Source organism: Saccharospirillum sp. MSK14-1 (assembly GCF_003054965.1).
In the GTDB taxonomy this organism is placed as follows: domain Bacteria; phylum Pseudomonadota; class Gammaproteobacteria; order Pseudomonadales; family Natronospirillaceae; genus Saccharospirillum.
Window position 1 is genome coordinate 179,333 of record NZ_MIES01000026.1, and the last position, 22,791, is coordinate 202,123.

Here is a 22,791-nt window from a genome sequence, read left to right on the forward strand (position 1 = left end):
TTATACACAAAGTGGTTGTCTATGACGGTTAGCTGTCTTTGTTATGACAACCTCTGAAGATATATCTCTAACTTATTGATTTTCTATGTAAATTTGTCTTCTATCGAGCTTCACTGATAATGGCTCTCAACGCTGCATCCTCACGCTCTGGCAGTTGATACGAGCTTATCCAACAACTTATCCACAGCTTAGAGTGACGCTTCTGCCGCTTCTACGGTTTCACTCAATGTCAGCCATTGCGCTTCCGACTCCTGCTGACTCTGACTCAAGTTGGACTGCTCTTTGAGTAATGCCTGGAGTTCGTCTTTGCGCGAATCTTCATATAAATCGGTATCCGCAAGGTCGCTTTCAATGGCTGACAGACGTTGCTGTCGTTTTTCCATCTCTTTTTCCAGCTGCTGCAACTGACGCTTGATCGGTTTGAGCCGTTCACGTTCCGCCGCCTTTTGCTGACGCAGCTGTTTTTTATCCACCGATGCTGTGTTCTGAGCATTCGGGCTGTTTTCTTTGCGACCTTTCAGTTGCTCCGGTTGTTTCAACAGCGCCTGGAAATAATCATCCAGATCGCCACTGTATTCATCGACGCGACCTTGGTTAACCCACCAAAACACCTCAGCGGTGTTGTTCAGCAAATAGCGGTCGTGCGAGACCAAGATGACTGCACCTTCATAAGCCTGAAGCGCCAAATTTAACGACGCACGTACTTCCAGATCCAAGTGGTTGGTCGGTTCGTCCAATAGCAAAACATTCGGCTTACGCCAGGCAATTAACGCCAATGCCAGGCGTGCCTTTTCGCCACCGGAAAAATGCTCGATGCGTTCATCCGCACGATCACCATTGAAACCGTAACGACCGATAAAATTCCGCAACGTCTGGTCGCGTTCGCGAGGATCGAGCCGCTTAAGGTGCTCCATCGCGCTGGCATGACTGTCCAATGATTCAAGCTGATGCTGGGCAAAATAGCCAATGCGCAGATGCTGGCCCGAGGTCAGCTCACCGGCCATCGGCTTCAGCTCACCGGCCAGCGCCTTCACCAAGGTGGATTTACCCGCACCATTCACACCCAGCAATCCGACGCGCATGCCCGGATGCAAACTCAGGCGGATGCCTTCAATGACCGCGCGCTCACCATAACCCAGACTGACATTGCTGAGACTGAGCAATGGATCGGACACTTTATCGTGGCAGGGCAGGCTGAGGTCATAGCCGTTATCGATATGCACTGGCGCTTCCAGCGTCATGCGCTCGAGCATCTTAACCCGGCTTTGCGCCTGCTTGGCTTTACTGGCTTTGGCTTTAAAACGATCGACAAAGGACTGAATTTCAGCAATACGCGCCTGCTGCTTTTCATACTGCGATTGCTGCAGTCGTTCGTGCTCGGCGCGCTGACGTTCGTACTGACTGTAATTACCACGCCACAAGGTCAGTTGGCGCTGACTTAAACTGAGTACCTGAGTGGCAACACCGTCGATAAAGTCGCGGTCGTGCGAAATCAGCAAAACGGTACCGGGGTAACGACGCAGCCAGTTTTCCAGCCAATAACAGGTGTGCAGATCCAGGTGGTTGGTCGGTTCGTCGAGCAGCAGCAAGTCAGCCGGTTTCATTAGTGCGCGCGCTAAATTCAGCCGCACCCGCCAACCACCAGAAAAATCGGCTACGGCGCGCTCATAATCACTGGTGACAAAACCCAAACCCAGCAACAACTGTTCGGCCTGACTGGTTTTGGCGTACGCCTGATAATTGTCCAACTCGCCCAGCACGTGCGCCAAGCGGTCGTCATTGCCCGCGGCTTCGGCATCGGCCTGTTCTGCCTCCAGAGCACGAAGCTTATCGTCGCCATCGAGTACAAAATCGCGCGCCGAACGAGCGCTGGCATCCACTTCCTGCGCCATATGGGAAATACGCCAGGATGCTGGGATGGAGACACTGCCACCGTCGACCGCAAGTTCACCCTGCAAGACCTGAAACAAGGTTGATTTACCGCTGCCATTGGCACCGATCACAGCCACTCGCTCGCCCGGGTACAGAGTGATGGTGCTGTCTTCAATCAGGGGGACGCCACCGCGTTGGAGGCTGATTTGGTTAAGCTGAATCATGGCGCGGAGTTTACCAACGCTGTGTGATACTGTCTTCGTTCAATACCATCAGACTCATCAATATGACGTCTTTACGGCCAGCGCTTTGGGATTATGCCCTGTCGGTGTATTCCGCTCACAAAGAAACACTGCTGCAATGGCAGGCTGATGGTGCGGGCGTCAACGACATTCTGCTGTGCGGCTTTGCACGACACCACCAATGGTGTCTGGACTGGGGTGCCTGGCAAGCGGTGGAATCAGGGCGACCTCGACAGGTTCTGCGCCGGGTACGACACCTTCGCTTTCAACTGCCACCGAATCACCCGACACGAACACTGGCTCTACAATGGGAGTTAGCGCTGGAGCAATGGGATTTGGCGTTGTTGGCAGATTGCCTGAGACAACAAGACAGGGCGATCTCAGTCGAAAGCGCCGTCGAAGCGCTTTGCCAACACTGGCAGATAACAAGAACCCATGCGCTGCACGAGCTCGTGCAACGCCTGGGTTCTTAGGACGGCCGGATTAGGCGTCTTTTTTCGGATCGAACAGACTGCGGCCATCGCCCGATGGGACGGTATTAACCAGCGGTTTGTTCTCAGCTGGCTTGGACGGACTCTCTTCACGCTTAGGCTCTGCAGGCTTAGGCGCTTCCGGTTTCGGCGTGCTGGTAGCCGCTGGCGCCGGTGTCGGCGTAGGCTGAGCCGGTTTCGGCGCTGGCGCTGCTGGCTTCGCGCTAGTAGCTGGAGCGGCTGGCTGCTTCACCGGTGCTTTTTTGGCGGCTGTTTTCTTCGGTGCTGCGGCCTTTTTAGCCGGTGTCTTCTTCGCAGCTGACTTCTTGGCAGCGGTTTTCTTCGGTGCCGCTTTCTTAGCTGCGGTTTTCTTCGCCGTGGTCTTCTTGGCGGCTACCGACTTTTTAGCCGTCGTTTTCTTAGCAGCGGTCTTTTTAGCGGTGGTTTTCTTCGCAGCCGTTTTCTTGGCGGCGGTTTTCTTAGCTGTCGTCTTTTTCGCTGCGGTCTTTTTGGTCGCTGCTTTTTTAGCTGTCGACTTCTTCGCCGTGGTTTTCTTAGCGGCTGCCTTTTTAGCAGCGGCGGTTTTCTTCACGGCTGCCTTTTTAGCTTTCGCTGCACTTTTCTTGCTGGCTTTAGCGGCCGCTTTCTTAGCCTGAGCGGCCTGCTTCTTCTCCGCTGCCTGGCGGGCTTTGTCGACCGCCTTGTTCACCGCATCGGCTGATTTTTTCTCAGCCAGCGCAGCCGACAGGTTGTCTTTGGCAATATCAAATTCCAGCTTCAGGTCTTCAACCACTGCTTTGCTTGACGCCAAGGTGGCTTCAGCTTTCTGCAACTGTGCCTTAGCAGTTTTGGTCGCACTGGCCTTGGCACGGGCAGCGGCCGCTTTACGCTTAGCTTGCGCGGTGGCCATCTGCTTCTTGGCGGTATCCAGCTTTTTCTTCAATTGGTTGCGCAGCTTCTCGGATTCAGAAACGGCTTTGCCGCGCGCTTTTTCCAATTCGGTTTGCAGTTTTCCCAGTTCAGTTTTGAGCAACTCAACCGGTGAACTCATCGTAGCTTTCGGTGCTGCTTTACGCTTCGGTGCTGCTTTACGCTTCGGTGCTGCTTTGCGTTTGGCAGTTGTTTTACGGGCAGTTGTTTTCTTTTTTGCGGCGGCCATGAGTCTTTCCTCTCATTTAATCCCCAGTGCCCTGTACTATTGTCAGGGCGCCTTAAAAATTCAAGCCAAGACGTTCAATTCGACAACATTATTGCGCTTTTTATTCGACTATTTCCGATATTTCCGCTCGTGGTATTTGCTGAGCTCTTTTATCGAGCCTTTACTGAGCAGTAACGCACTTCTCAATCTAATTATTATTTATCTTGATCAATCCAGTCGATTAATTGCTGCCAGTCCGTTAAGTCTGCTTGCTGGGCATTATCCAGATCGTACAACCCCATGCCGTATTCCGATGCCCGGACATAAAACTGGGTATCACGGAAAGTGGCAATAAACGGAATTTTCAGGCTGCGTAAAAACAGCTCCAATTTGGAATACACCAAGGTGTTCTTGCGAGCCCGGTTCGCCAATACCGCAACACGGCGTGGCGATGAGCGATAAGCCGGGCACAGCAACAAATCTTTGATAAAGACGGTCGTGGCGCGAATATCGATTGGTGAGGGTGTTACCGGGATCAAGACCACATCGCACTCCCGGACCAGCTCATTGAGCAATGACCCGGTCAAACCAGACGGCGTGTCGATAATCACTTTGGAAGTATCGGCGGGCATATTGCGCAGATGCCAGGACCGCGTAATCTGAGTAGCGGCCCGACGAAACGCAGCAACGCCGTGAATATAGCGCTGATCGGCCTGACGCGATTGCAGCCATTGGGTTGATGAGGCCTGGGGATCGTAATCGATTAAAACGGCGGTTTCGTTGCGGCTGGCAAACAAACTCGCCAAGTTAGTCGCAACGGTGGTTTTTCCGCTGCCGCCTTTGGCATTGGCGACAAGAATTCGAACCGGTTGTGGTGCCGAAATAACGCGAGCGCTGGGTGAGGATGCCTCAGCGTTTTCGGTATTCTCCGGATTTTCTGAAGGATCAGCAGACATTCATCAGACCCCGACTAACTCCCTGGTTATTTTGCTTTTCAATGATCATTAACTGGCACACAGCGGCCACGCTTTTTGACCATTGTTGGCCTAAATCCACTTTAGAACGCATACAGATATCCATCCGAACCTAACACCAATAGTCGGTCATTCTGCCATGTCATATCAAGTACTGTCGCACTGCGGAAGGCATTTTGCCAAAAAGAACCGATTCGCCAAACGGACTGTCGTTCACCGCTGTCCAAATCATATTGCAAAATTTCACGATGCGTTGTGCCGAGCAACAACTGATTGGAGCCGACAAATCGAGCACTGTATAAACGATGCTGCTCGGTCGGTAAATCAGCCACTTTACGACGGCTCGCCAGGTTCCAAACGGACGCTATCTCGCTGGCAGGCGCCAATAACGCCAGGCGACCATCGTCACTGAGCGTCACCAGTGTCACCTGATTGGGCAGGTTAAAACGCTGGATCATTGAATTGTCACGCACGTCCCAAAGCCGCGCAGTGAGGTCTTCAGAACCGGTCAGAGCACGACTGGCATCGGCGGTGAGCGACACCGACAACACCGGACCATCGTGCAAAAATTCACGCAACACGCCGCCATTCACGGTGTCGAATAGTACGGCCTTATTGTTATTCAGTCCCAGCAACGCGAAGCGACCATCCGCGGATAAATCGACCGCCTCAATGCGTGCGGGTGCCGTCCAGAAAGACAGCGATTCGCCATTGCGGGTATCCCAGGTGACCAGGTTGTAATAGTCCGCTGTCAGAGCAACCTGACCATCGCTGGAAAACTGACTGTAGAGGATTTCGTTGTAGGCGCCGGGTTGGTGATTCCAGTCGTATTGGCGCGCGGGCGGCCGCGTTGTCCAATAACTGCCCCCTTGATGGATGGAACCCACCACCAGCCGACTGCCGTCAGCACTGAGCCCACCGCTGTAAGCCCCCTGAGTCGCCACTTCCCAGCGCTCCTCAGGGGCGTCATACCAACAGCCGGCCAAACAGCTGATCACCACGAGCAGACTCAGGTCTCTCAGGCGGGACGACCCTACCGGACGTTTCATCGCGATCAAGCGGAGCACGCGATCACAACCCGCCGTTTCAGGCGACTTGCCCACGGTGAATGTTGTGCAATCGCTCAATCAAATGATCTTCCAATTCAAAGCGTTCGGTCATTTGTTCACCCAGCTTGGACAGGTCGTCTGGCAGATCATCCGCGTGGGTCGCGCATTGCTCCGGCGTGTCGTATTTGTCGTTAAAGTAGAGAATAAATTCGGTGGTGGTTTCTAAGGCAGGGTAGAGCTTGTGGGCTAAATCCAGGCCGCCGTCGTCAAACTCACGCGCTTCACGAATAAGCTGCTCATAAATCTCAAAATGCCCGGCGGAAACATAATCCATCAGCGTTTCGCAAAAATCTTGCAGTGGTTGTGCTTGTTGGTCAGCAGCAATGTCTTTCTTCAGTTTGAAATAAGCGATCAGCGTCCGTTTGCGGTTCTCCAGCCAACGGTCGATCATTTCGTGAGTGCCGCCCCAACGCTCATGGGCTGTTTTGCAATCTTCGAGCATATTGTTTCCCACTGTCAGAGATTCGGCCGGCAACCCGGCCGTTTATTGCTGGGTTTGCTTCCTAGAAGACTCACTATAGGTCAGCCACCCACACCCGACAACTGCCCGCCGTTTCCCAGTGGGCAGTCTGCGATGTGAGCGCTAGAATAACTGGACTGATTCATATCGACGGGCCAGGATGTGACCCGTTTACATCCGTTCAGGAGACGTTGCCGACATGACAGCTCAGCCTATTTATCGACGTTACTCTGCCGCTTTATTGGCCAGCTTGACGATGCTGTTGGCGGTTATCAGCCTAACGGCATACGCAGAAGAAGAGCCGCTGGGACCCAATTATGTGGCGCTGGAACCCGAGTTCACGCTGAACTATGGCCAGGGTGATCGGCTTAAATATGTCCAGCTGTCGGTCACACTGGAAGTGGACGACAACAACGCCGCGTTGGAAGTCAACGCTCACGCCGATTCGATCCGACACGCCGTCATCATGCAGTTTGCTCGTGAAGAAGAAAGTACATTACGCAGCATCGAAGGACGTGAATTGATCCGTGAACGCTTGCTGGACCGACTGCGGGAAGTCATGGAACGCGAAGTGGGTGAGGCGATGATTCGTAAAGTGCTGTTCACCTCTATTGTGGTTCAGGGCTGACCTGAACTCGAGGGACAGACTTAGGCGGAGCGGTGGGTGTTCGACTGAGTGGCATCCGTTTCCTGCTGCTTCTGGTACTGCTCAAAACCATCATCCCAGCCGGATTCCCAAGCGGCTACCAGCACATCCATCTGATAACAGCAGTCTTCCGCACCACGACCGGTCAAACCCACCATATACCCTTGTTGGTAGGCTTTATTGAGGCTGTCCAGCGTCCAATGCGAGCGCTCCATGCGGTGCTAACCCTCTGTGCGCCTTTGCGCGATGAGCGGTAATCAGATATCAGCCGCCCGACAGGTTTAGCGCGGCCACATCGAAACAGTGATGAAGCTCACAATACTACCTCGCCCAACCGCTCAAATGTAAGGTCTTTTGCTACCAATTCTCATTTATTGGCGCAGATAACGGCTTAAAAAGGCATCAAAGTCGTCCTGACTATCTGCTTCCATCTGCGCTTGTGACGCCAGGCTGGTGGCTGCGGCCTCGCGCAGCGCGTTGAACGCTGCCCGATCGTCGGGGTCGTCCTGACTCCGATTGCTATGCAACCCCGCCAAAGCCATGCTGGCTTTGCGGAAAGACCCGGCTTCCTGAACCTGACTGAGAAACTTGGCCGATGGGGTTAAATCGGCATCGATCAACTTGGCGCGTTGCGATTCCACCGCCTCGACATACCCCGATCCAGGCGCCAGCGAATCCAGTTCGGCCGCCAGCGTTGACAGAGAATCAAGCACGCGCTTGCCTTGGTCACGCAGCCCGATGGCCTGACCGTTAAAGACCAGCTCCAGCTTGGGGTCACGCCCGGCCGCCGCAACGCGCTGATTGTTTTCCCGCAGCCGGAAACAGTCTTCGCGCTGAATCAGTGAATTGTCCTGGACCAAACACCAGAACAAGAAGAGGTCGACGAAACGCATGCGCTCGACATCGATGCCATAAGGCGCAAAGGGATCAACATCGAGACAACGCACTTCGATGTATTCAACGCCACGTTCGTTCAAGGCGTGGATCGGTTTCTCACCGCTGCGCGCCACCCGCTTGGGACGCAAGTCGCTGTAGTATTCGTTTTCAATCTGCAGGATGGCCGTACTCAGCTGGCGGTATTCACCATCTACTTTGGTGCCAATGGCTTCATACGGCGCGTAGGGCGTATGAATGGCCTCCGACAGCGTCTCAGCGTAGGTCTCAAGACTGTTAAAGCAAACATAGAGACTGCTCTGGGCGTTGTTTGAATACCCCAGGTCACTCATCCGCAAACTGGTGGCGTAGCGACCAAAGAGGGTGTCATCGCCCAGGGGCTCCAAGCCGTGATTGTCTTTAGGCAAGAAGCTGCGATCAGCCGCCGGAGACGCGCCGAACAAATACAGCAACAACCACGAATGACGCCGGAACCCGCGGATCAGACTGAAATATTCACGGTTGATAAATGCCTGCAGCGAGCCGTTCCAGCCCGAGCGCTGCGCCCAATCGGCCCAGAAATCACTCGGCATTGACCAGTTGTAATGTACCCCGGCGATGGTTTGCATGGTACGGCCGTAGCGATGCCAAAGACCGTGACGATAAATGGTTTTTAAGCGGCCAATATGGCTGCTGCCGTACTGAGCAATGGGAATCTCCGTCTCAGCAGGTAGACGAGTCGGCATCGATGCCGGCCACAATTGCTCGCCGTTAAGCTGGGTGAGGGTGTAACGATGTAACTGACCCAACTCGGCCAACGCCGCTTCGGGCTGATCGTGCACACCGGTAATAAATTCCAGCAAGGCTTCAGAATAATCGGTGGTAATTGACGCATGCGTCAGCGCCGAGCCCAGCCCAATAGGGTGCGGGGTTTGAGCGATATCGCCATCGGTGGTGGCGCGCAACGTTTCGCGTTCAATGCCACGCTGGAACTTAAGCCAGGCGGGGTTTAAATCGGTCAGCTGGCCCAAGCGAGTGAGGGTAGGCAAGGGGAATTCCTCTGTCAGGGCCCGCTCGCAACATCGCTCAGGCCATTATTCTTCGCCGTCATTGGGGCCGGTAGTGATGTTTTCCAAGCACGGCCCGCTACGTGTTCAGCCTATCAGAGCCGTCCACCCTTTTTCTGCAAGGCCTGTTGCAACTGCGCACCCATAGCCGTTTGCTGAGGCTCGGGCTGGCGTTGCCGGCGCGGTTGGCCACCGCGACTGTTCGCTGATGAGCGGCCACCATCGTTACGTTCCTGTGCGACACCCGCTTCGTCATCCAGGCGCATCGACAAAGCGATGCGTTTACGGGCGACATCGACTTCCATCACCTTCACCTTAACGATATCACCGGCTTTCACCAGCGCCGACGGGTCTTTGATAAAGGTGTGGCTCATCGCCGAAATATGCACCAGACCATCCTGATGCACACCCACATCCACAAAGGCGCCAAAGTGCGTCACGTTGGTCACGACACCTTCGAGAATCATATTCAGTGTCAGGTCAGACAGCTTCTCGACGCCGTCCTGGAAGCTGGCGGTTTTGAATTCCGGACGAGGGTCGCGACCGGGTTTTTCCAGTTCACGCAGAATATCGGTCACGGTCGGCACACCGAAGGTTTCGTCGGTGTAGTCCTCAGCCTTAAGGCCACGCAGAAACGCCGCATCGCCGATCAAATCCGTCACCTGCTTCCGCACGCTGCTGAGAATACGCTCTACCAGCGGATAGGATTCCGGGTGAACCGCAGAGGCATCCAAAGGATTGTCGCCGTTCATCACCTTGAGGAAGCCCGCCGCCTGTTCAAAGGCTTTCGGGCCGAGCCGACTGACGTCTTTCAGATCCTTACGACTGCGGAAGGCACCGTGCGCATCGCGATGCGCGACAATGTTGCCCGCGATGGTGGCGTTCAGACCGGAAACCCGGGTCAGCAACGGAATAGACGCCGTGTTCAAATCCACACCCACGCCGTTCACACAGTCTTCGACCACCGCATCCAGCTGCCGCGCCAACGCCACCTGGGAAACATCGTGCTGGTACTGACCCACACCGATGGATTTCGGATCGATCTTCACCAGTTCCGCCAGCGGGTCCTGTAAGCGACGGGCGATGGAAATAGCCCCCCGTATGGTCACGTCCAGATCGGGGAATTCCTTGGCGGCGAATTCTGAGGCTGAGTACACCGATGCACCGGACTCATTTACCATCACGGCCTGTGCGTTTAACTGCGGATGATCTTTGAGCAAGTCTTTGACAAAGCGCTCGGTTTCGCGGCTGGCGGTGCCGTTGCCAATGGCAATCAGCTCAACCTGATACTTGGCGCATAAAGCCGCCAGTACCTGCGCCGATTCCCGCGTTTTATTCTGCGGCGGGTTGGGAAAGATGGCGCCGTGATCAACCACCTTACCCGTGGCATCCAATACCGCCACCTTCACACCGGTACGCAAACCCGGATCCAGACCGATGGTCGCTTTAGGCCCGGCGGGTGCCGCCAACAGCAGGTCTTTCAGGTTCTTGGCAAATACATCGATCGCGGCCTGCTCGGCGTCTTCGCGCACACGATTGAACAAGTCGGTCTCGATGTGGGTCAGCAATTTTACGCGCCAGGTCCAGCGCACCACTTCCGCCAGCCAACCATCGGCCGGCCGGCCTTTGTCGGCAATGCCAAAGCGCTCAGCAACCAGCACCTCACCCTGACTGGCACCGCGTGGCACTTCGCCTTCCAGACCCAGAGACAGTTGCAAAATCCCTTCATTGCGGCCGCGGAACATTGCCAGTGCGCGGTGGCTGGGCACCTTCTTAATCGGTTCGTCGTGTTCGAAATAATCCTGGAACTTGGCGCCTTCCTGCTCTTTGCCGTCCACCAGACGGGCACGCATTTCACCATGCTGCCAAAGGTAATCACGCAACTGACCGATCAACGCGGCATCTTCAGCAAAGCGCTCCATCAAAATCGCGCGAGCGCCATCGAGCGCAGCTTTGGTGTCGGCAACGCCTTTGTCGGCGTCTACGTAGCTGGCCGCTTCGCTCTGCGGGTCCAGCGTCGGGTCGTTAAACAACCCATCGGCCAACGGTTCGAGGCCGGCTTCAATGGCAATCTGGCCTTTGGTGCGGCGCTTGGGTTTGTAGGGCAGATAAAGGTCTTCGAGCTCTGTTTTGGTATCGGCACCCTTGATGGCTCCGGCCAGCTCATCGGTCAGCTTACCTTGCTCGTCGATGCTCGACAGAATGGCGGTGCGGCGCTCTTCCAGTTCGCGCAAATAGCGCAGCCGGTCTTCCAGGCTGCGCAGCTGGGTATCATCCAGGCCGCCGGTAACTTCCTTACGGTAACGACTGATAAAGGGAACGGTCGCGCCTTCATCGAGCAGCGCAACAGCCGCGCTGACCTGACGTTCGTTCACCTGAAGTTCGGTGGCAATGCGGCTTTCAATAGACGGCATGGACGCTTCCGCTGTGGCTGGATTTGAAGCGCGCATCATTAGTCAAAGCGGCCCCTATTTCAAGGCTCGAACTGTGAGCTAAATCCTTGATTCGACAAAGAAAAGACAAAGACCTTTCCGGGCGTGGTTGTGACCACGCCGAGCGCCGCCCATAATCGCCTGCCAACCCTTACGCAGCCTCGGCGCTTTATGAGCGAACGCGATCTTGTTCTGATCGGTGGTGGTCACTGCCATGCCCTGTTGATTCGCCGACTGGCGATGAAGCCGCTGCCCGGCGTGCGGGTCACGCTGATTTCTGAGCACAGTGAAACGCCGTATTCCGGCATGCTGCCGGGCTTGATAGCCGGTCATTACGATGCCGATAACATTCATATTGATCTGAATCGCTTATGTCGCTGGGCCGGGGTGCGTTTTATTCGTGGCCGGGTGAACGGGCTCGATGCCGACGCCAAACGCATCCAGATCGAAAACCAGCCCGACGTCAGTTACGACAAAGTCAGTATTGATACCGGTTCCACGCCCGATCTGTCTGTCCCTGGGGCTCGCGACTTTGTGGTCGGTGTTAAACCGGTGAGTCGTTTCTATGCGCGTTGGAAACGCTTACTGAAAAACGCCGGGCAGCCCGGCCATTGGGGCGTGGTGGGCGCCGGAGCCGGTGGCATCGAATTGATCCTGGCAATGGCGCATCGGCTGGGCCCAGACCGTTCGATTACCTTGCATCTGATTCATCATGGCGCAGCCATTCTGCCCGGTGCGCCCAAAACCGTCCGGCGCCAGGTCGAAGCGGCCTTGCAGCGCCACGGCATCGTGGTTCACCGGCAGTTCCGCGTGCACAAAGTCACCGCAACCTCGCTGGTGGGTAATGACGACCAAACCTTGGCGCTCGATCAGATGCTGTGGTGCACCTCGGCCGCCGCGCCCGATTGGCCCGCCCAATCGGGATTGGCCTTGGCCGACAACGGCTTTATTGCGGTGAACCCGCAGCTGCAATCGACCTCCCATCCCGATGTCTTTGCCGCCGGTGACGTTGCTGAGCTCATCGACGATCCGCGCCCCAAAGCCGGCGTTTATGCGGTGCGCGAAGCGCCTTTTCTTTATGACAACCTTAAACGCGCCTTTGCCAGCCGCTCATTGCAACCAATACGGTTGCAAAATCGCTTTCTGTCATTGATTTCGCTGGGTGATAAAACGGCGGTTGGGCATCGCGGACCTTGGGTCATTCACGGAGCCTGGGTATGGCGCTGGAAAGATCGCATCGACCGCGCTTTTATGGATCGTTTCCAGGCGTTGGGCGCGCCCAGCGCCATGATGCAAAACGACGGCGCTGACACCCCGCATTGCGCCGGCTGCGGCTCCAAACTGGCACCGACGATACTGGCAGACACTCTGGATCAACTGCCGCGCCACAACCGGCCGGGTTTCAGTCCTGCCCTGGGTCGGGCTGAAGACGCGGCCAGCTGGCAAGCCACGCCCGGACACTTGCAGGTACAGAGTATCGATGGCTTTCGTGCCTTCAGTGATGACCTCTACCGCTTTGGCCACGTCGGCGTTTTACATGCATTGAGCGACCTACACGCCATGGGCGCCCAACCCATAGCCGCTCAGGTCTGGGTGACGCTGGCGTACCAGCATCCACGCCTGCAAAAGCGCGATTACGATCGTCTGATGAGTGGCATCGCCGATGCTCTCTATGCCGAAGACGTTGTCCTTGCGGGCGGGCACAGTACCGAAGGTCCGGAAAATCAACTCGCCTTAGTGGCCCAAGGTGAAGTCGCACCAGAACGGCTGTGGTCCAAGCAGGGCGGCCAACCCGGTGACGTGCTGGTGTTGACCAAAGCGCTGGGCACCGGTGTGATCCTCGCTGCCGATATGGCGGCCGCGGCACCCGCCAACGCAATGGAAGCTGCCTGGGCGTCGATGACGCACTCCAATCAGGAAGCTGCAGCTGCATTACGGGCTTTGCGGCCATCCGCGGTCACCGATGTGACCGGCTTTGGCTTGCTCGGCCACCTGTTGGAAATGCTCGGTGATGACGTCGGTGCCCAGCTCGAAAGCACCGCCCTACCGGCTCTGGAAGGTTCACTGGCGTTGTTTGAAGCCGGCTGGCAATCCTCTCTGGTGCCGCATCTGATGCCCTACCTGAATCATTGCCAGTTTGATGCGGCTGTGCCAACCGCATCGCGCTCCTTGCTGCTTGATCCGCAAACCTCCGGTGGCTTGTTAATCGCCCTCAACCCAACGGACTGGCCCGTCTTACAGGCCGCACTGCCGGGCTCGGTTTGTATCGGTCAATTGACTGAGCGTGCGCAACAGCCGACGGCGGTAGTGGCGAGCGCGAACCAGCCGCTATAATTGCCACCCGTTTTGGATCGAACCGCTGCATGGCTGACCGCATCACCCCCGAACAATTACGACCGCTGCTGGCGGGTGACACCACCTTTATCGATGTGCGTGCGCCCATCGAATTTGCTCAGGGCCATGTGCCCGGCGCGCTGAATCGTCCGCTGATGACCGACGACGAACGTCATCGCATTGGTCTTTGCTACAAACAGCAGGGCCAGAAAGCGGCAGTGGCGCTGGGTCACAAACTGGTCTCCGGTGACGTAAAAAGCCAGCGGGTTCAGGCTTGGCTTGATGCCGCTAACCCGCCGCAGAAAACCGTGTTGTATTGCGCGCGCGGTGGTATGCGTTCGTCGATCAGCCAAGGCTGGATGAGCGAAGCCGGTCTGGATTTGCCGCTGGTTCAGGGCGGCTATAAAACCCTCCGTCATACGCTCATCGAACAGCTGCAACGCTTCAGTGAAAGCGCTGACCTGATCGTGGTAGCCGGTCGCACCGGTTCGGGTAAAACCAAGGTCATCGAAGCGGTGAACAACGCGCTCGATTTAGAAGCGCTGGCCAACCATCGTGGCTCCGCATTTGGTCGCCATACCAGCCCGCAGCCCAGCCAGGCGAACTTCGAAAACGCCATCGCTATGGCCAGTCTGCAACTCGATCTGGAGCGGCCGGTGATTGTCGAAGACGAGTCACGCAACATTGGCAGCGTGCACCTGGCCCAGCGACTGACAGAGCGCATCAAAGTCACTCAGGTGGTGATGCTGGAGGTGTCACTGGAAGAACGTCTCGATGTGATTCTGGACGATTACGTCATCGGCTTGCAGGCGGAGTATCTGCAACAATTCGGTGACGACGGCTTTGAGCGCTATCGCGACTATATGGAAAGCGCCTTACAGCGCGTCAGCCGTCGCCTGGGCGGGGTGTTGTATCAACAGGTGCGCAGTGAGTTACAGCACGCGTTGCAGCACCAGACGCTCACCGGCTCACTCGAGGCTCACCGCGTCTGGATCGAATCGTTACTGCTGCACTATTACGACCGGATGTACGATCACCAGCTGCAAAAAGCGCCGCGTCAGGTGGTCTTTCGTGGCGGGCGGAGCGAGGTAATCGACTTTCTCAATCAGCGCCAGAACGGCAACTGATACGTCAACGTCACCATCTCGGTGCCGGGGTTGTCCAACGAGATACTGGCGTTAGACAGGTGCGCATAATGCAGGCCAATTCGGGTCGCATCGGCAAATTGCCAGATCAGACCACCACTGGATTTCAGTTCAAACACATGACCCAGATCGGTGTCTTCACCCTCGCCATAAAAGTACAACCCTGGACCAAAACTGAAGGTAAACGCCAGCCCGGTTTCACCCGCGGTAAAAAAAGACGTTCGGCTAACGCCGGTGTAGAGGTAATGCGACTGTTCACGGGTACGCATAAGACCGAGCAGGGGTTTGAAATCGTACCGGCTTAACCCTCGGGGCGACTGAATTTCCAGCCCATACTGGGTGTCCTGATTGTCGCGAAACATATCGTAGGTGCCGATAAATACCTTGGCGTACCCTTCGTCACTTTGCGCCTGAACCGAGCCCAAACAAAACACCACTACCAGCCAACAATACCGCACCGTTGTTACCTCTTTTACTGCCTTTCGGCTTACATCAACCGGCCTGAATTCTGGTTCCAGGCACCCCCAGTTTTTGCCTATTCGCCACGGCTTAACGCATCACCTCAGCGAGAATCTGTACCGCCTGATTTAACTGCTCCGCCGTCACATAAGGCGCAGGTCCCAGACGCAGTGCATCACCCCGACTGTCCGTGTAGACACCCCGGGCTTTCAACTGCTGAACAATGTCGGCAGCCTTGGGAGTATGCAGCACCAAAAAACCACCGATGTGATCGAGCGGCCTGTCCGGCAAACGCAAATGCGATGGCCAGTCACGCTGGTGCAAGAGCGTCAGCAAGTGTTGCTGCTGGGCCTTGTAATACGGGTAAAGAACCGCCGGCGTTAAGCCACGCTCGGCAAAGAAATCGAGCACCGATACCGCCCGGTAATGGCTGGTCGTGTCGTAAGTAGAGCCTTCGAACGCCCAGCGCCCACGACCATACTGGACCTCGTCACCCGGTGCCTGATTCAGCGTTGCGAATTCGGCGTACCAACCGGTCACCAGTGGTCGCCAATCGCAATTTTTAGGCACACGTAAAAAGCAATTGCCTTCACCGAACTGACAGTATTTATAACCACCGCCGACCACAAAGGCGCTTTCCAAACCCAGCTCAGCCAGCGACCAGGGCAGAACGTTCACCGCGTGATACGCATCGAGCAACAACGGCACATCGGCCTGCTCACAGTGCGCCGCCAGTTCGCCCAGTTGAGGTACGACGCGACCGCTTTTAAATAACACCGCCGAACACATCACCGCAGCGGTATTGCTGTCGATTTCTGCCTGCAATCGTTCGGCCAGTGTACTCACCGGTTCGGCAGCCACTTTAACCACCTCGATCTGGGTTTCGCTCAGCCGGTCGAGCAACCGGCGCATGGAATGAAATTCACCGTCGGTGGTAATCAGTTTGGGTTTGTCTTGCAGCGGCAACGCCGACAACCAACGCACCAACAATTCCTGAGTATTCTGACCAAGGGTGTATTCGCCGCTGGGGTCGTCCAGTAACCGCGCATAACCCGCACGCAATTGATCGGCTTTGGCAAAGGCGGCGGACCATTTGTCGTCAATGTGCTCGGCCGCGTCTTCAATCGCCTGCATCTGTCCTTCAAAGGCGACGTCCGGCCACGCCTGATGCGAATGCCCCGTGAGCAAAATGCGTTCGTCGACGCGGAATTTCTGATAGTAGCGTTGCAGTGAGCGAGCCTGGTCTTGCCAGTCGCGGGAGGCGTTCATTTCAGTGGTCATCGTACTACTCAACATCGGTTCGCCATTAGCCTAGCATCAAAACAGCACCGACCCGATTTTGAACGCTGGGTTGTGCGACTAGAAAGGCGGTCAGCGGCCCGATATGCTCGATCTCTTTGCCACCACCGCACCCTTCAGGAGCTGACTGCCATGTCCCAGCCTGAGTTTCCGTTTCAGTTACCCAGCCAACCAGAGCACGCCAATCCTCTGCCCGATGCCTGCGATGTTGTGATCATCGGCGGCGGTGTCATTGGCGTCATGACCGCCTGGTTCCTCAATCGCAAAGGGCTCAAGGTGGTGCTGTGCGAGAAAGGCCGCATCGCGGGTGAACAGTCTTCACGCAATTGGGGCTGGGTGCGTCAGCAAGGACGCGACTTGCATGAACTGCCCATCATGATGGAAGCCAACCGCCTGTGGCAGCAGTTATCGGCCGAGTGCGATGAAGAGTTAGGCTTTCGTCAGACCGGCATTCTTTATCTGGCCGAGAGTGAAAAAGAACTCGCTCAATTTGAACACTGGCACGGCCAGGCGGTTACTCAGGGGCTGGACACCCACCTGCTCAGTCCGGCGCAACTGAAAGCGCATCTGCCGAGCTACAACACGCACTGGTTTGGCGGGCTCTATACTCCTGGCGATGGCCGCGCTGAGCCGTGGCAAGCGGTGCCGTCTTTGGCACGCGCGGCGGCCAAAGCGGGAGTAACGATCGTTGAGCAATGCGCGGTGCGCACGCTGGAAACGCAGGCCGGTGAATTAACGGCGGTGGTGACCGAGAAGGGCACCGTGAAATGCGAGCAAGCGGTGCTGGCTGGCGGTGCCTGGTCGAGCCTCTTTGCACGTAACGCGGGCATTCGCATTCCGCAGTTGTCGGTCAAAGCAACGGCCGGTGCGACCACCGCATTGCCGGACTTTTACGACGGCCAAATCGGCAGCCCTGACTTTGCATTACGTCGTCGCCTGGATGGCGGTTACAACATCGCGCCGGGTTACGACCGAGGGTTTTATATCGGCCCCGATGCGTTTCGCAATCTCGGTTATTACCTGCCACAGCTGCGGCGCGATTTCTTCGGCACGAAACTCTATCCGGCAGCGCCCAAACATTTCCCCGACAGTTGGGGCGGCACGCGGCGCTGGAGTGGCGAGCAACCCAGTCCGTTTGAGCGACAACGCATTCTGAACCCCAAACCCAATTTAAACGCGTTGCAAAAAACGTTGCGGCAAATTCAACAAGCGTTTCCGGGGTTCGCCGATGCGCAGATTCGTACCGCCTGGGCTGGCATGATCGACACCATGCCGGACATCTTGCCCATTGTGGATCGCGTGCCATCTTGCCGGGGTCTGGTCATTGCCACTGGCATGAGCGGTCACGGCTTTGGGATTGGGCCGGGAATGGGTCGAGTCGTGGCAGATCTCGTGACAGAACAGCCCATCGGCCACGACCTCAGCCGTTTCCGTTTTGATCGGTTCAGTGATGGTTCGAAGGTTGAGTTGAGCCCGGCGTTTTAATGTAACCACTGCCTGAGCGCCTAGCTTGGCCGGCCCGACTGGCGGCAATGATGGGCGCGACTCACCCCGCTGATCGACAAATTACGGCTGCAACCGCTCAACCTGCCACTGAGATCCTTCACGTCGATAGATAAACCGATCGTGCAAACGTCCGCCCCGGCCCTGCCAGAATTCTATCTGCTGCGGCTCCACTGCAATGCCACCCCAAAACGGCGGTAACGGAATTTCCTGCTGGTCGGCAAAACGCGCTTCGGTGGCTGCAAACGCCGCATCCAGATCTTCACGCGAGGCAATCGGCTGACTCTGCTGGCTGGTCCAGGCACCGATCTGACTGGCGCGTGGGCGGGAATGGAAGTACGCCGCGGAGGCTTGTTCGTCGATGCGTTTGGCCGTGCCGTACACCACCACCTGACGCTCCAGTGCCAACCAGCCAAAGTGCAAACTGACCTTGGCATTGGCGTCGATATCGCGGCCTTTGTGGCTGTCGTAATTGGTGTAAAACACAAAGCCGCGCTCATCCAGCGCTTTGAGCAACACCACGCGCTGACTTGGTTGACCGGACGCATCGACCGTGGCCAGTGTCATCGCCGTCGGATCGGCACTGAGCTGCGCATCAACCGCCTGCTGCAACCAGCTTTCAAATTGTGCAATGGGATCTGCATTTAAGTCCGGACGATTCAGCCCGCCTTTTAAATAATCACGACGAATGTCATCGAGTTTCATGCACGCTCTCCTCAGTGGCGTTAACGCGGCTGGCAGCTGGGGCAATAACAGGTACTGCGGTTGTTGGTGCGCATTTCCTTGATCAGCGTTGCACACCGTTTGCACGGCAACCCCGCGCGGCCGTATACGTTTAAAGACTGGGCAAAATAGCCTGGCTTGCCATCACCACCGACAAAGTCACGTAAGGTGGTACCGCCCTGGCTGATGGCCAATGCCAACACCTGCTTAATGGTATCGACCAGCCGTTCGCACTCAGCCTTAGTGATGCGTCCGGTTTGTTTATGGGGGTAAATACCGGCCAAAAACAACGCTTCATTGGCGTAGATGTTGCCAACGCCCACCACAACCCGTGCGTCCATCAGGAAGGTTTTAATCTTGGTCTTACGTTTGCGGCTGAGTTGAAACAGATAGTCGGCGCTGAAGTCTTCGCCGAGTGGTTCTGGCCCCAAATGCGCGATCAGTTCATGACGGTCTATCGGCGCTTCGGTATAGAGCCAGGCACCAAAACGACGCGGATCGTTGTAGCGCAGCCGCACGCCGTTATCGAGTTCCAGGTCGAGATGGTCGTGTTTGCCGGGCGTCGGATCGTCGAGCAAGACACGCAAACTGCCCGACATGCCCAGATGAATGATCAGCACACCGCGCTCCAGTTGAATCAGCAGATACTTGGAGCGGCGCTCTGTACCCAGAATTTTCTGGTCCTGAACCTGCGCCGGCATTTCCGGTGTCACCGGCCAGCGTAGCCGGCCATCGCGCACGGTTAACCGGGAAATACGGCGGTTCAGAATATGAGGTTCAACACCGCGTCGCGTGGTTTCGACTTCGGGCAATTCGGGCATGAAACAATCCGCTTAAAAACAAAGGTGACGCAGCAACGCGGCGATTATGGCACGGCCGCCAAGGTCCGCTCATCCATCAGACACAAAAAAACCGACGCTGCAGAACAGGGTCGGTTTTTTTAACAGAAGGCCGCGACTTACTTGATCTTGGCTTCTTTGAACATGACGTGCTTACGTACTACCGGATCAAATTTTTTGAATTCCAATTTGTCGGGAGTATTACGCTTGTTCTTGTCGGTGGTGTAGTAGTAACCGGTACCGGCGCTGGACACCAACTTGATCTTATCACGCATGGCTAAGCTCCTTAGACCTTCTCGCCACGGGCACGAATGTCGGTCAGAACCGCTTCGATACCCTTCTTGTCGATGATGCGCATGCCTTTAGAAGAAACACGCAGTTTGACGAAACGCTTTTCACCCTCAACCCAAAAACGGTGAGTGTGCAGGTTCGGCAGGAACCGGCGCTTGGTCTTGATTTGAGAGTGGGAAACGTTGTTCCCGGTTACGGGACGCTTACCCGTAACTTGGCAAATTCTGGACATGGTGCAATCGCCTCCGATTCTTCGGTCAGACCGACGTTATAGCTCGTGAAATTGGCTTCAAACATGAAGCCGGGAGTCCGTCCGGCACGCCGCCGACTGGCCCCGATCCGCCCTGTCGATCCGGGGCCCGGATAAAATGAGGCGCGTTTTATACCAGAAGGCCTGTATCAACTCAAGCTTCCTGGCGAAACTTTGTTCACTTCTTGCGCAACACAGTATCACCGCAACCAGCCGCGTTCGGCAAAGCTGACCACCACACCGGCCCCGACCACCAAGTGATCCAGCACCCGAACCTCGATGGCCTGTAATGAATCGACCAAACGTTCGGTAATGCGTCGATCAGCGTCACTGGGTTCGGCGACACCGCTGGGATGATTGTGCGCCAGTATGACGGCAGCGGCGTTATGCGACAACGCCCGTCGCACCACTTCGCGCGGATACACCGCAGCGCCATCGATGGTACCGGTAAACAGCGGCTCATAGAGCAACACCCGATGCTGATTATCCAGCCAGATGCAGGCAAAGACCTCGTTCGGCAAGCTGCGCAATTGCGCCAGCACAAACGAACGGGCATCGCCGGGAGAGGTGAGGGCGGGGCCGGTCCGCAGTTCATCCAGCAAATAGCGCCGACTCATCTCCAGCACCGCCTGCAATTGCACAAACTTGGCGCTGCCTAACCCCTTGCCTGCGCAAAAGGCGTTTTGATCGGCCGCCAGTAATGCGGCCAGGCTGCCATAATCATTGAGCAGCGTGCGCGCCAGGTCGACGGCTGTCAGCCCCGGAAGGCCGGTGCGCAAAAAGATCGCCAACAGTTCCGCGTCGGTCAATGAGGCCGCGCCGCGCTGCAACAGTTTTTCCCGGGGCCGTTCGGCCGCCGGCCAATCCTTGATCGCCATCCCTGTCTCCTTATCGTCCTACCGTGGACTCTGAGCACAACCACCCCCATGTGGTATTCTCGCGCTCTATTTTGAAAGGTGGGCCTTGGGCATGCAAACACTGGTCGGAAAACGCATCGTGGTCGGTATCACCGGCGGCATCGCGGCTTATAAATCGGCTGAGCTGGTGCGCGAGCTGATTCGTGCCGGCGCCGAGGTGCAAGTGGTCATGACCGAAGCGGCTCAGGAATTTATCACGCCACTGACGTTGCAAGCGCTCAGCGGCCACCCGGTCCACCGCAGTCTGCTCGACGAAGAAGCCGAGATGGGTATGGGTCACATTGAGCTCGCGCGCTGGGCCGATCTGTTATTGGTTGCCCCGGCAACGGCCGACTTTATTGCGCGCCTGGCATCGGGCATGGGCAATGATTTACTGACCACCCTCTGCCTGGCCACCCGCGCGCCGCTGGCCCTGGCTCCGGCGATGAATGAAAAAATGTGGCTCAACCCGGTCACTCAAGCCAATGTTAAGAAACTGACCGACCTGCAGCCCGACACGCTCTGGTTTGGCCCCGATGCCGGTCAGCAAGCCTGTGGCGACGTTGGTCCTGGGCGCATGTTAGAACCCGTCGGTTTAGCCGAACTCACGGCCCGGGCGTTTGCGCCGGGCTTTCTCAGCGGCCGCAAAGTGGTCATCACCGCAGGCCCGACCCGGGAAGCACTCGACCCGGTGCGTTATCTGAGCAATCACTCCAGCGGTAAGATGGGCTTTGCGCTGGCGGCCGCAGCCGCCGAAGCCGGTGCTGACGTCACCTTGATTGCCGGGCCAGTGCAACTTGCCACACCGCCGCGGGTTAAACGCCTCGACGTCACGACCGCACTGGAAATGAACGACGCGGCTCAGGAGGTTCTGGAGGCGGTGGATCTGTTTATCGCCACGGCCGCCGTGGCCGACTATCGGCCGGCTGACGTGCCGACGCAAAAAATAAAAAAAGCCGAAGGTCAAAGCGGCCTGACGCTGGAATTGATTGAAAACCCGGACATCGTGGCCGGTGTCGCTGCGAGCACACAACGCCCCACCCAGGTGATTGCCTTCGCTGCGGAAACCGAGAACCTGGAAAACCATGCCCGCGCCAAACTGGAGAAAAAAGCCGTCGATTGGGTCGTCGCCAACGATGTCTCGCGCAGCGACATTGGTTTCGGCAGCGATCTGAACGACATCCTCTTGGTCAGCGCTTATGGCAGCGAACCTTTTGGCCCGGCCAGTAAAGCGCAGGTCGCCCGCTGGCTGATCGAACAATTTGCCACTCAACTGCCCCCGATACAGGACATCGAATGAAGCACCGCCTGAAAATCAAACAACTCGACGCTCGCCTGGGCGACAGCATTCCTTTACCCAGCTACGGTACCGAAGGCTCAGCAGGCCTCGACCTGCGTGCTTGCCTGGACGAACCGCTGATGCTGGAACCTGGACAAACCACGCTGGTAGGCACCGGCTTAGCGATTCATATCGATGATCCTAACTACGCCGCCATGATTCTGCCGCGCTCCGGTCTGGGCCATAAACACGGCATCGTGCTGGGCAACCTGGTCGGTCTGATCGATTCGGATTATCAAGGTGAATTGATGGTGTCGTGCTGGAATCGCGGTCAAACGACCTTCCAACTGGAGCCAGGCGAACGTCTGGCACAATTGGTTCTGGTACCGGTGGTGCAGGCGGAATTCGAATGGGTGGATGATTTTACCGCCAGTGATCGTGGTGCTGGCGGCTTTGGCCACACCGGGCGCCACTGATCCCCGTCGCTTAA

Annotated in this window: 22 protein-coding genes; 7 read left to right on the forward strand and 15 right to left on the reverse strand. The window is 56.6% G+C overall.

The genetic code is table 11. The annotated features are described in order from the left end of the window. Positions 1-188 precede the first annotated feature (188 nt). Positions 189-2,096: an ABC-F family ATP-binding cassette domain-containing protein gene (locus BGP77_RS04755; RefSeq protein ID WP_108163579.1), complete on the reverse strand. Its 1,908-nt coding sequence runs from the start codon at positions 2,094-2,096 to the stop codon at positions 189-191. Positions 2,097-2,158: 62 nt separating this feature from the next. On the opposite strand from BGP77_RS04755, the gene BGP77_RS04760 reads away from it, so the two are divergent. Further along, positions 2,159-2,587 (forward strand): DUF2390 domain-containing protein, encoded by a 429-nt coding sequence (locus BGP77_RS04760; protein ID WP_146171193.1) that lies wholly within the window; start codon positions 2,159-2,161, stop codon positions 2,585-2,587. 10 nt (positions 2,588-2,597) lie between these two features. Here BGP77_RS04760 and BGP77_RS04765 read toward each other — a convergent pair whose 3' ends face one another. From BGP77_RS04765 to rsd, 4 genes are all read right to left on the reverse strand, one after another. After that, complete coding sequence (locus tag BGP77_RS04765; protein WP_199224197.1) at positions 2,598-3,743, reverse strand: histone H1-like repetitive region-containing protein; 1,146 nt, start codon at positions 3,741-3,743, stop codon at positions 2,598-2,600. A 194-nt stretch (positions 3,744-3,937) separates the two neighbouring features. After that, positions 3,938-4,678, reverse strand: coding sequence for a ParA family protein (locus tag BGP77_RS04770; protein ID WP_108163581.1), 741 nt, complete (start codon positions 4,676-4,678; stop codon positions 3,938-3,940). A gap of 101 nt (positions 4,679-4,779) precedes the next feature. Beyond that, entirely contained in the window at positions 4,780-5,763 is a 984-nt protein-coding gene (locus BGP77_RS04775; protein WP_146171194.1) for a WD40 repeat domain-containing protein, read from the reverse strand. Positions 5,764-5,782: 19 nt separating this feature from the next. Further along, positions 5,783-6,247, reverse strand: a complete 465-nt coding sequence (rsd, locus tag BGP77_RS04780) for a sigma D regulator (RefSeq protein WP_108163583.1) — start codon at positions 6,245-6,247, stop codon at positions 5,783-5,785. 217 nt (positions 6,248-6,464) lie between these two features. Between rsd and BGP77_RS04785 the strand changes: the two genes are divergently transcribed. Next, a complete protein-coding gene (locus BGP77_RS04785; protein WP_108163584.1) occupies positions 6,465-6,893 on the forward strand; it encodes a flagellar basal body-associated FliL family protein in 429 nt (142 codons plus the stop codon). A 20-nt stretch (positions 6,894-6,913) separates the two neighbouring features. On the opposite strand, the gene rmf is transcribed toward BGP77_RS04785, so the two are convergent. The 3 genes from rmf to BGP77_RS04800 form a co-directional block, all read right to left on the reverse strand. After that, positions 6,914-7,126: a ribosome modulation factor gene (gene rmf / locus BGP77_RS04790; protein WP_108163585.1), complete on the reverse strand. Its 213-nt coding sequence runs from the start codon at positions 7,124-7,126 to the stop codon at positions 6,914-6,916. Between the two features lie 156 nt (positions 7,127-7,282). Next, the gene (gene gshA, locus BGP77_RS04795) at positions 7,283-8,833 is read right to left on the reverse strand and encodes a glutamate--cysteine ligase (RefSeq protein ID WP_233252301.1); all 1,551 of its coding nucleotides are present in this window, start codon (positions 8,831-8,833) and stop codon (positions 7,283-7,285) included. Positions 8,834-8,946: 113 nt separating this feature from the next. Then, a complete protein-coding gene (locus tag BGP77_RS04800; protein ID WP_108163587.1) occupies positions 8,947-11,265 on the reverse strand; it encodes a Tex family protein in 2,319 nt (772 codons plus the stop codon). Positions 11,266-11,454: 189 nt separating this feature from the next. On the opposite strand from BGP77_RS04800, the gene selD reads away from it, so the two are divergent. Both selD and mnmH read left to right on the forward strand, forming a co-directional pair. Then, positions 11,455-13,617, forward strand: a complete 2,163-nt coding sequence (gene selD / locus BGP77_RS04805) for a selenide, water dikinase SelD (protein ID WP_108163588.1) — start codon at positions 11,455-11,457, stop codon at positions 13,615-13,617. A gap of 29 nt (positions 13,618-13,646) precedes the next feature. After that, on the forward strand, positions 13,647-14,744 hold the full coding sequence (gene mnmH / locus BGP77_RS04810; RefSeq protein ID WP_108163589.1) for a tRNA 2-selenouridine(34) synthase MnmH: 1,098 nt from the start codon (positions 13,647-13,649) through the stop codon (positions 14,742-14,744). Here mnmH and BGP77_RS04815 read toward each other — a convergent pair. Then, positions 14,723-15,220 carry an acyloxyacyl hydrolase gene (locus BGP77_RS04815; RefSeq protein ID WP_108163590.1) on the reverse strand — a complete coding sequence of 166 codons (498 nt, stop codon included), beginning with the start codon at positions 15,218-15,220 and terminating at the stop codon, positions 14,723-14,725. The two genes, mnmH and BGP77_RS04815, sit on opposite strands and share 22 nt — an antisense overlap. A gap of 91 nt (positions 15,221-15,311) precedes the next feature. Then, on the reverse strand, positions 15,312-16,502 hold the full coding sequence (locus tag BGP77_RS04820; protein WP_233252302.1) for an aminotransferase class V-fold PLP-dependent enzyme: 1,191 nt from the start codon (positions 16,500-16,502) through the stop codon (positions 15,312-15,314). A gap of 150 nt (positions 16,503-16,652) precedes the next feature. On the opposite strand from BGP77_RS04820, the gene BGP77_RS04825 reads away from it, so the two are divergent. Continuing rightward, entirely contained in the window at positions 16,653-18,005 is a 1,353-nt protein-coding gene (locus tag BGP77_RS04825; protein WP_108163591.1) for an FAD-binding oxidoreductase, read from the forward strand. A gap of 81 nt (positions 18,006-18,086) precedes the next feature. On the opposite strand, the gene pdxH is transcribed toward BGP77_RS04825, so the two are convergent. The 5 genes from pdxH to radC all read right to left on the reverse strand — a co-directional run bounded on the left by pdxH (position 18,087) and on the right by radC (position 21,004). Beyond that, a complete protein-coding gene (pdxH, locus tag BGP77_RS04830) occupies positions 18,087-18,728 on the reverse strand; it encodes a pyridoxamine 5'-phosphate oxidase (RefSeq protein ID WP_108163592.1) in 642 nt (213 codons plus the stop codon). Positions 18,729-18,748: 20 nt separating this feature from the next. Continuing rightward, on the reverse strand, positions 18,749-19,567 hold the full coding sequence (gene mutM, locus BGP77_RS04835) for a bifunctional DNA-formamidopyrimidine glycosylase/DNA-(apurinic or apyrimidinic site) lyase (protein ID WP_108163593.1): 819 nt from the start codon (positions 19,565-19,567) through the stop codon (positions 18,749-18,751). Positions 19,568-19,704: 137 nt separating this feature from the next. Continuing rightward, entirely contained in the window at positions 19,705-19,860 is a 156-nt protein-coding gene (gene rpmG / locus BGP77_RS04840) for a 50S ribosomal protein L33 (RefSeq protein WP_108163594.1), read from the reverse strand. Between the two features lie 11 nt (positions 19,861-19,871). Continuing rightward, the gene (gene rpmB, locus BGP77_RS04845; protein WP_108125694.1) at positions 19,872-20,108 is read right to left on the reverse strand and encodes a 50S ribosomal protein L28; all 237 of its coding nucleotides are present in this window, start codon (positions 20,106-20,108) and stop codon (positions 19,872-19,874) included. 218 nt (positions 20,109-20,326) lie between these two features. Continuing rightward, positions 20,327-21,004 carry a DNA repair protein RadC gene (gene radC / locus BGP77_RS04850; protein ID WP_108163595.1) on the reverse strand — a complete coding sequence of 226 codons (678 nt, stop codon included), beginning with the start codon at positions 21,002-21,004 and terminating at the stop codon, positions 20,327-20,329. A gap of 91 nt (positions 21,005-21,095) precedes the next feature. Between radC and coaBC the strand changes: the two genes are divergently transcribed. Beyond that, on the forward strand, positions 21,096-22,322 hold the full coding sequence (coaBC, locus tag BGP77_RS04855) for a bifunctional phosphopantothenoylcysteine decarboxylase/phosphopantothenate--cysteine ligase CoaBC (protein ID WP_108163596.1): 1,227 nt from the start codon (positions 21,096-21,098) through the stop codon (positions 22,320-22,322). After that, the gene (gene dut, locus BGP77_RS04860) at positions 22,319-22,777 is read left to right on the forward strand and encodes a dUTP diphosphatase (RefSeq protein ID WP_108163597.1); all 459 of its coding nucleotides are present in this window, start codon (positions 22,319-22,321) and stop codon (positions 22,775-22,777) included. The genes coaBC and dut overlap by 4 nt, the downstream gene beginning before the upstream one ends. The last annotated feature ends 14 nt before the right edge of the window (positions 22,778-22,791 follow it).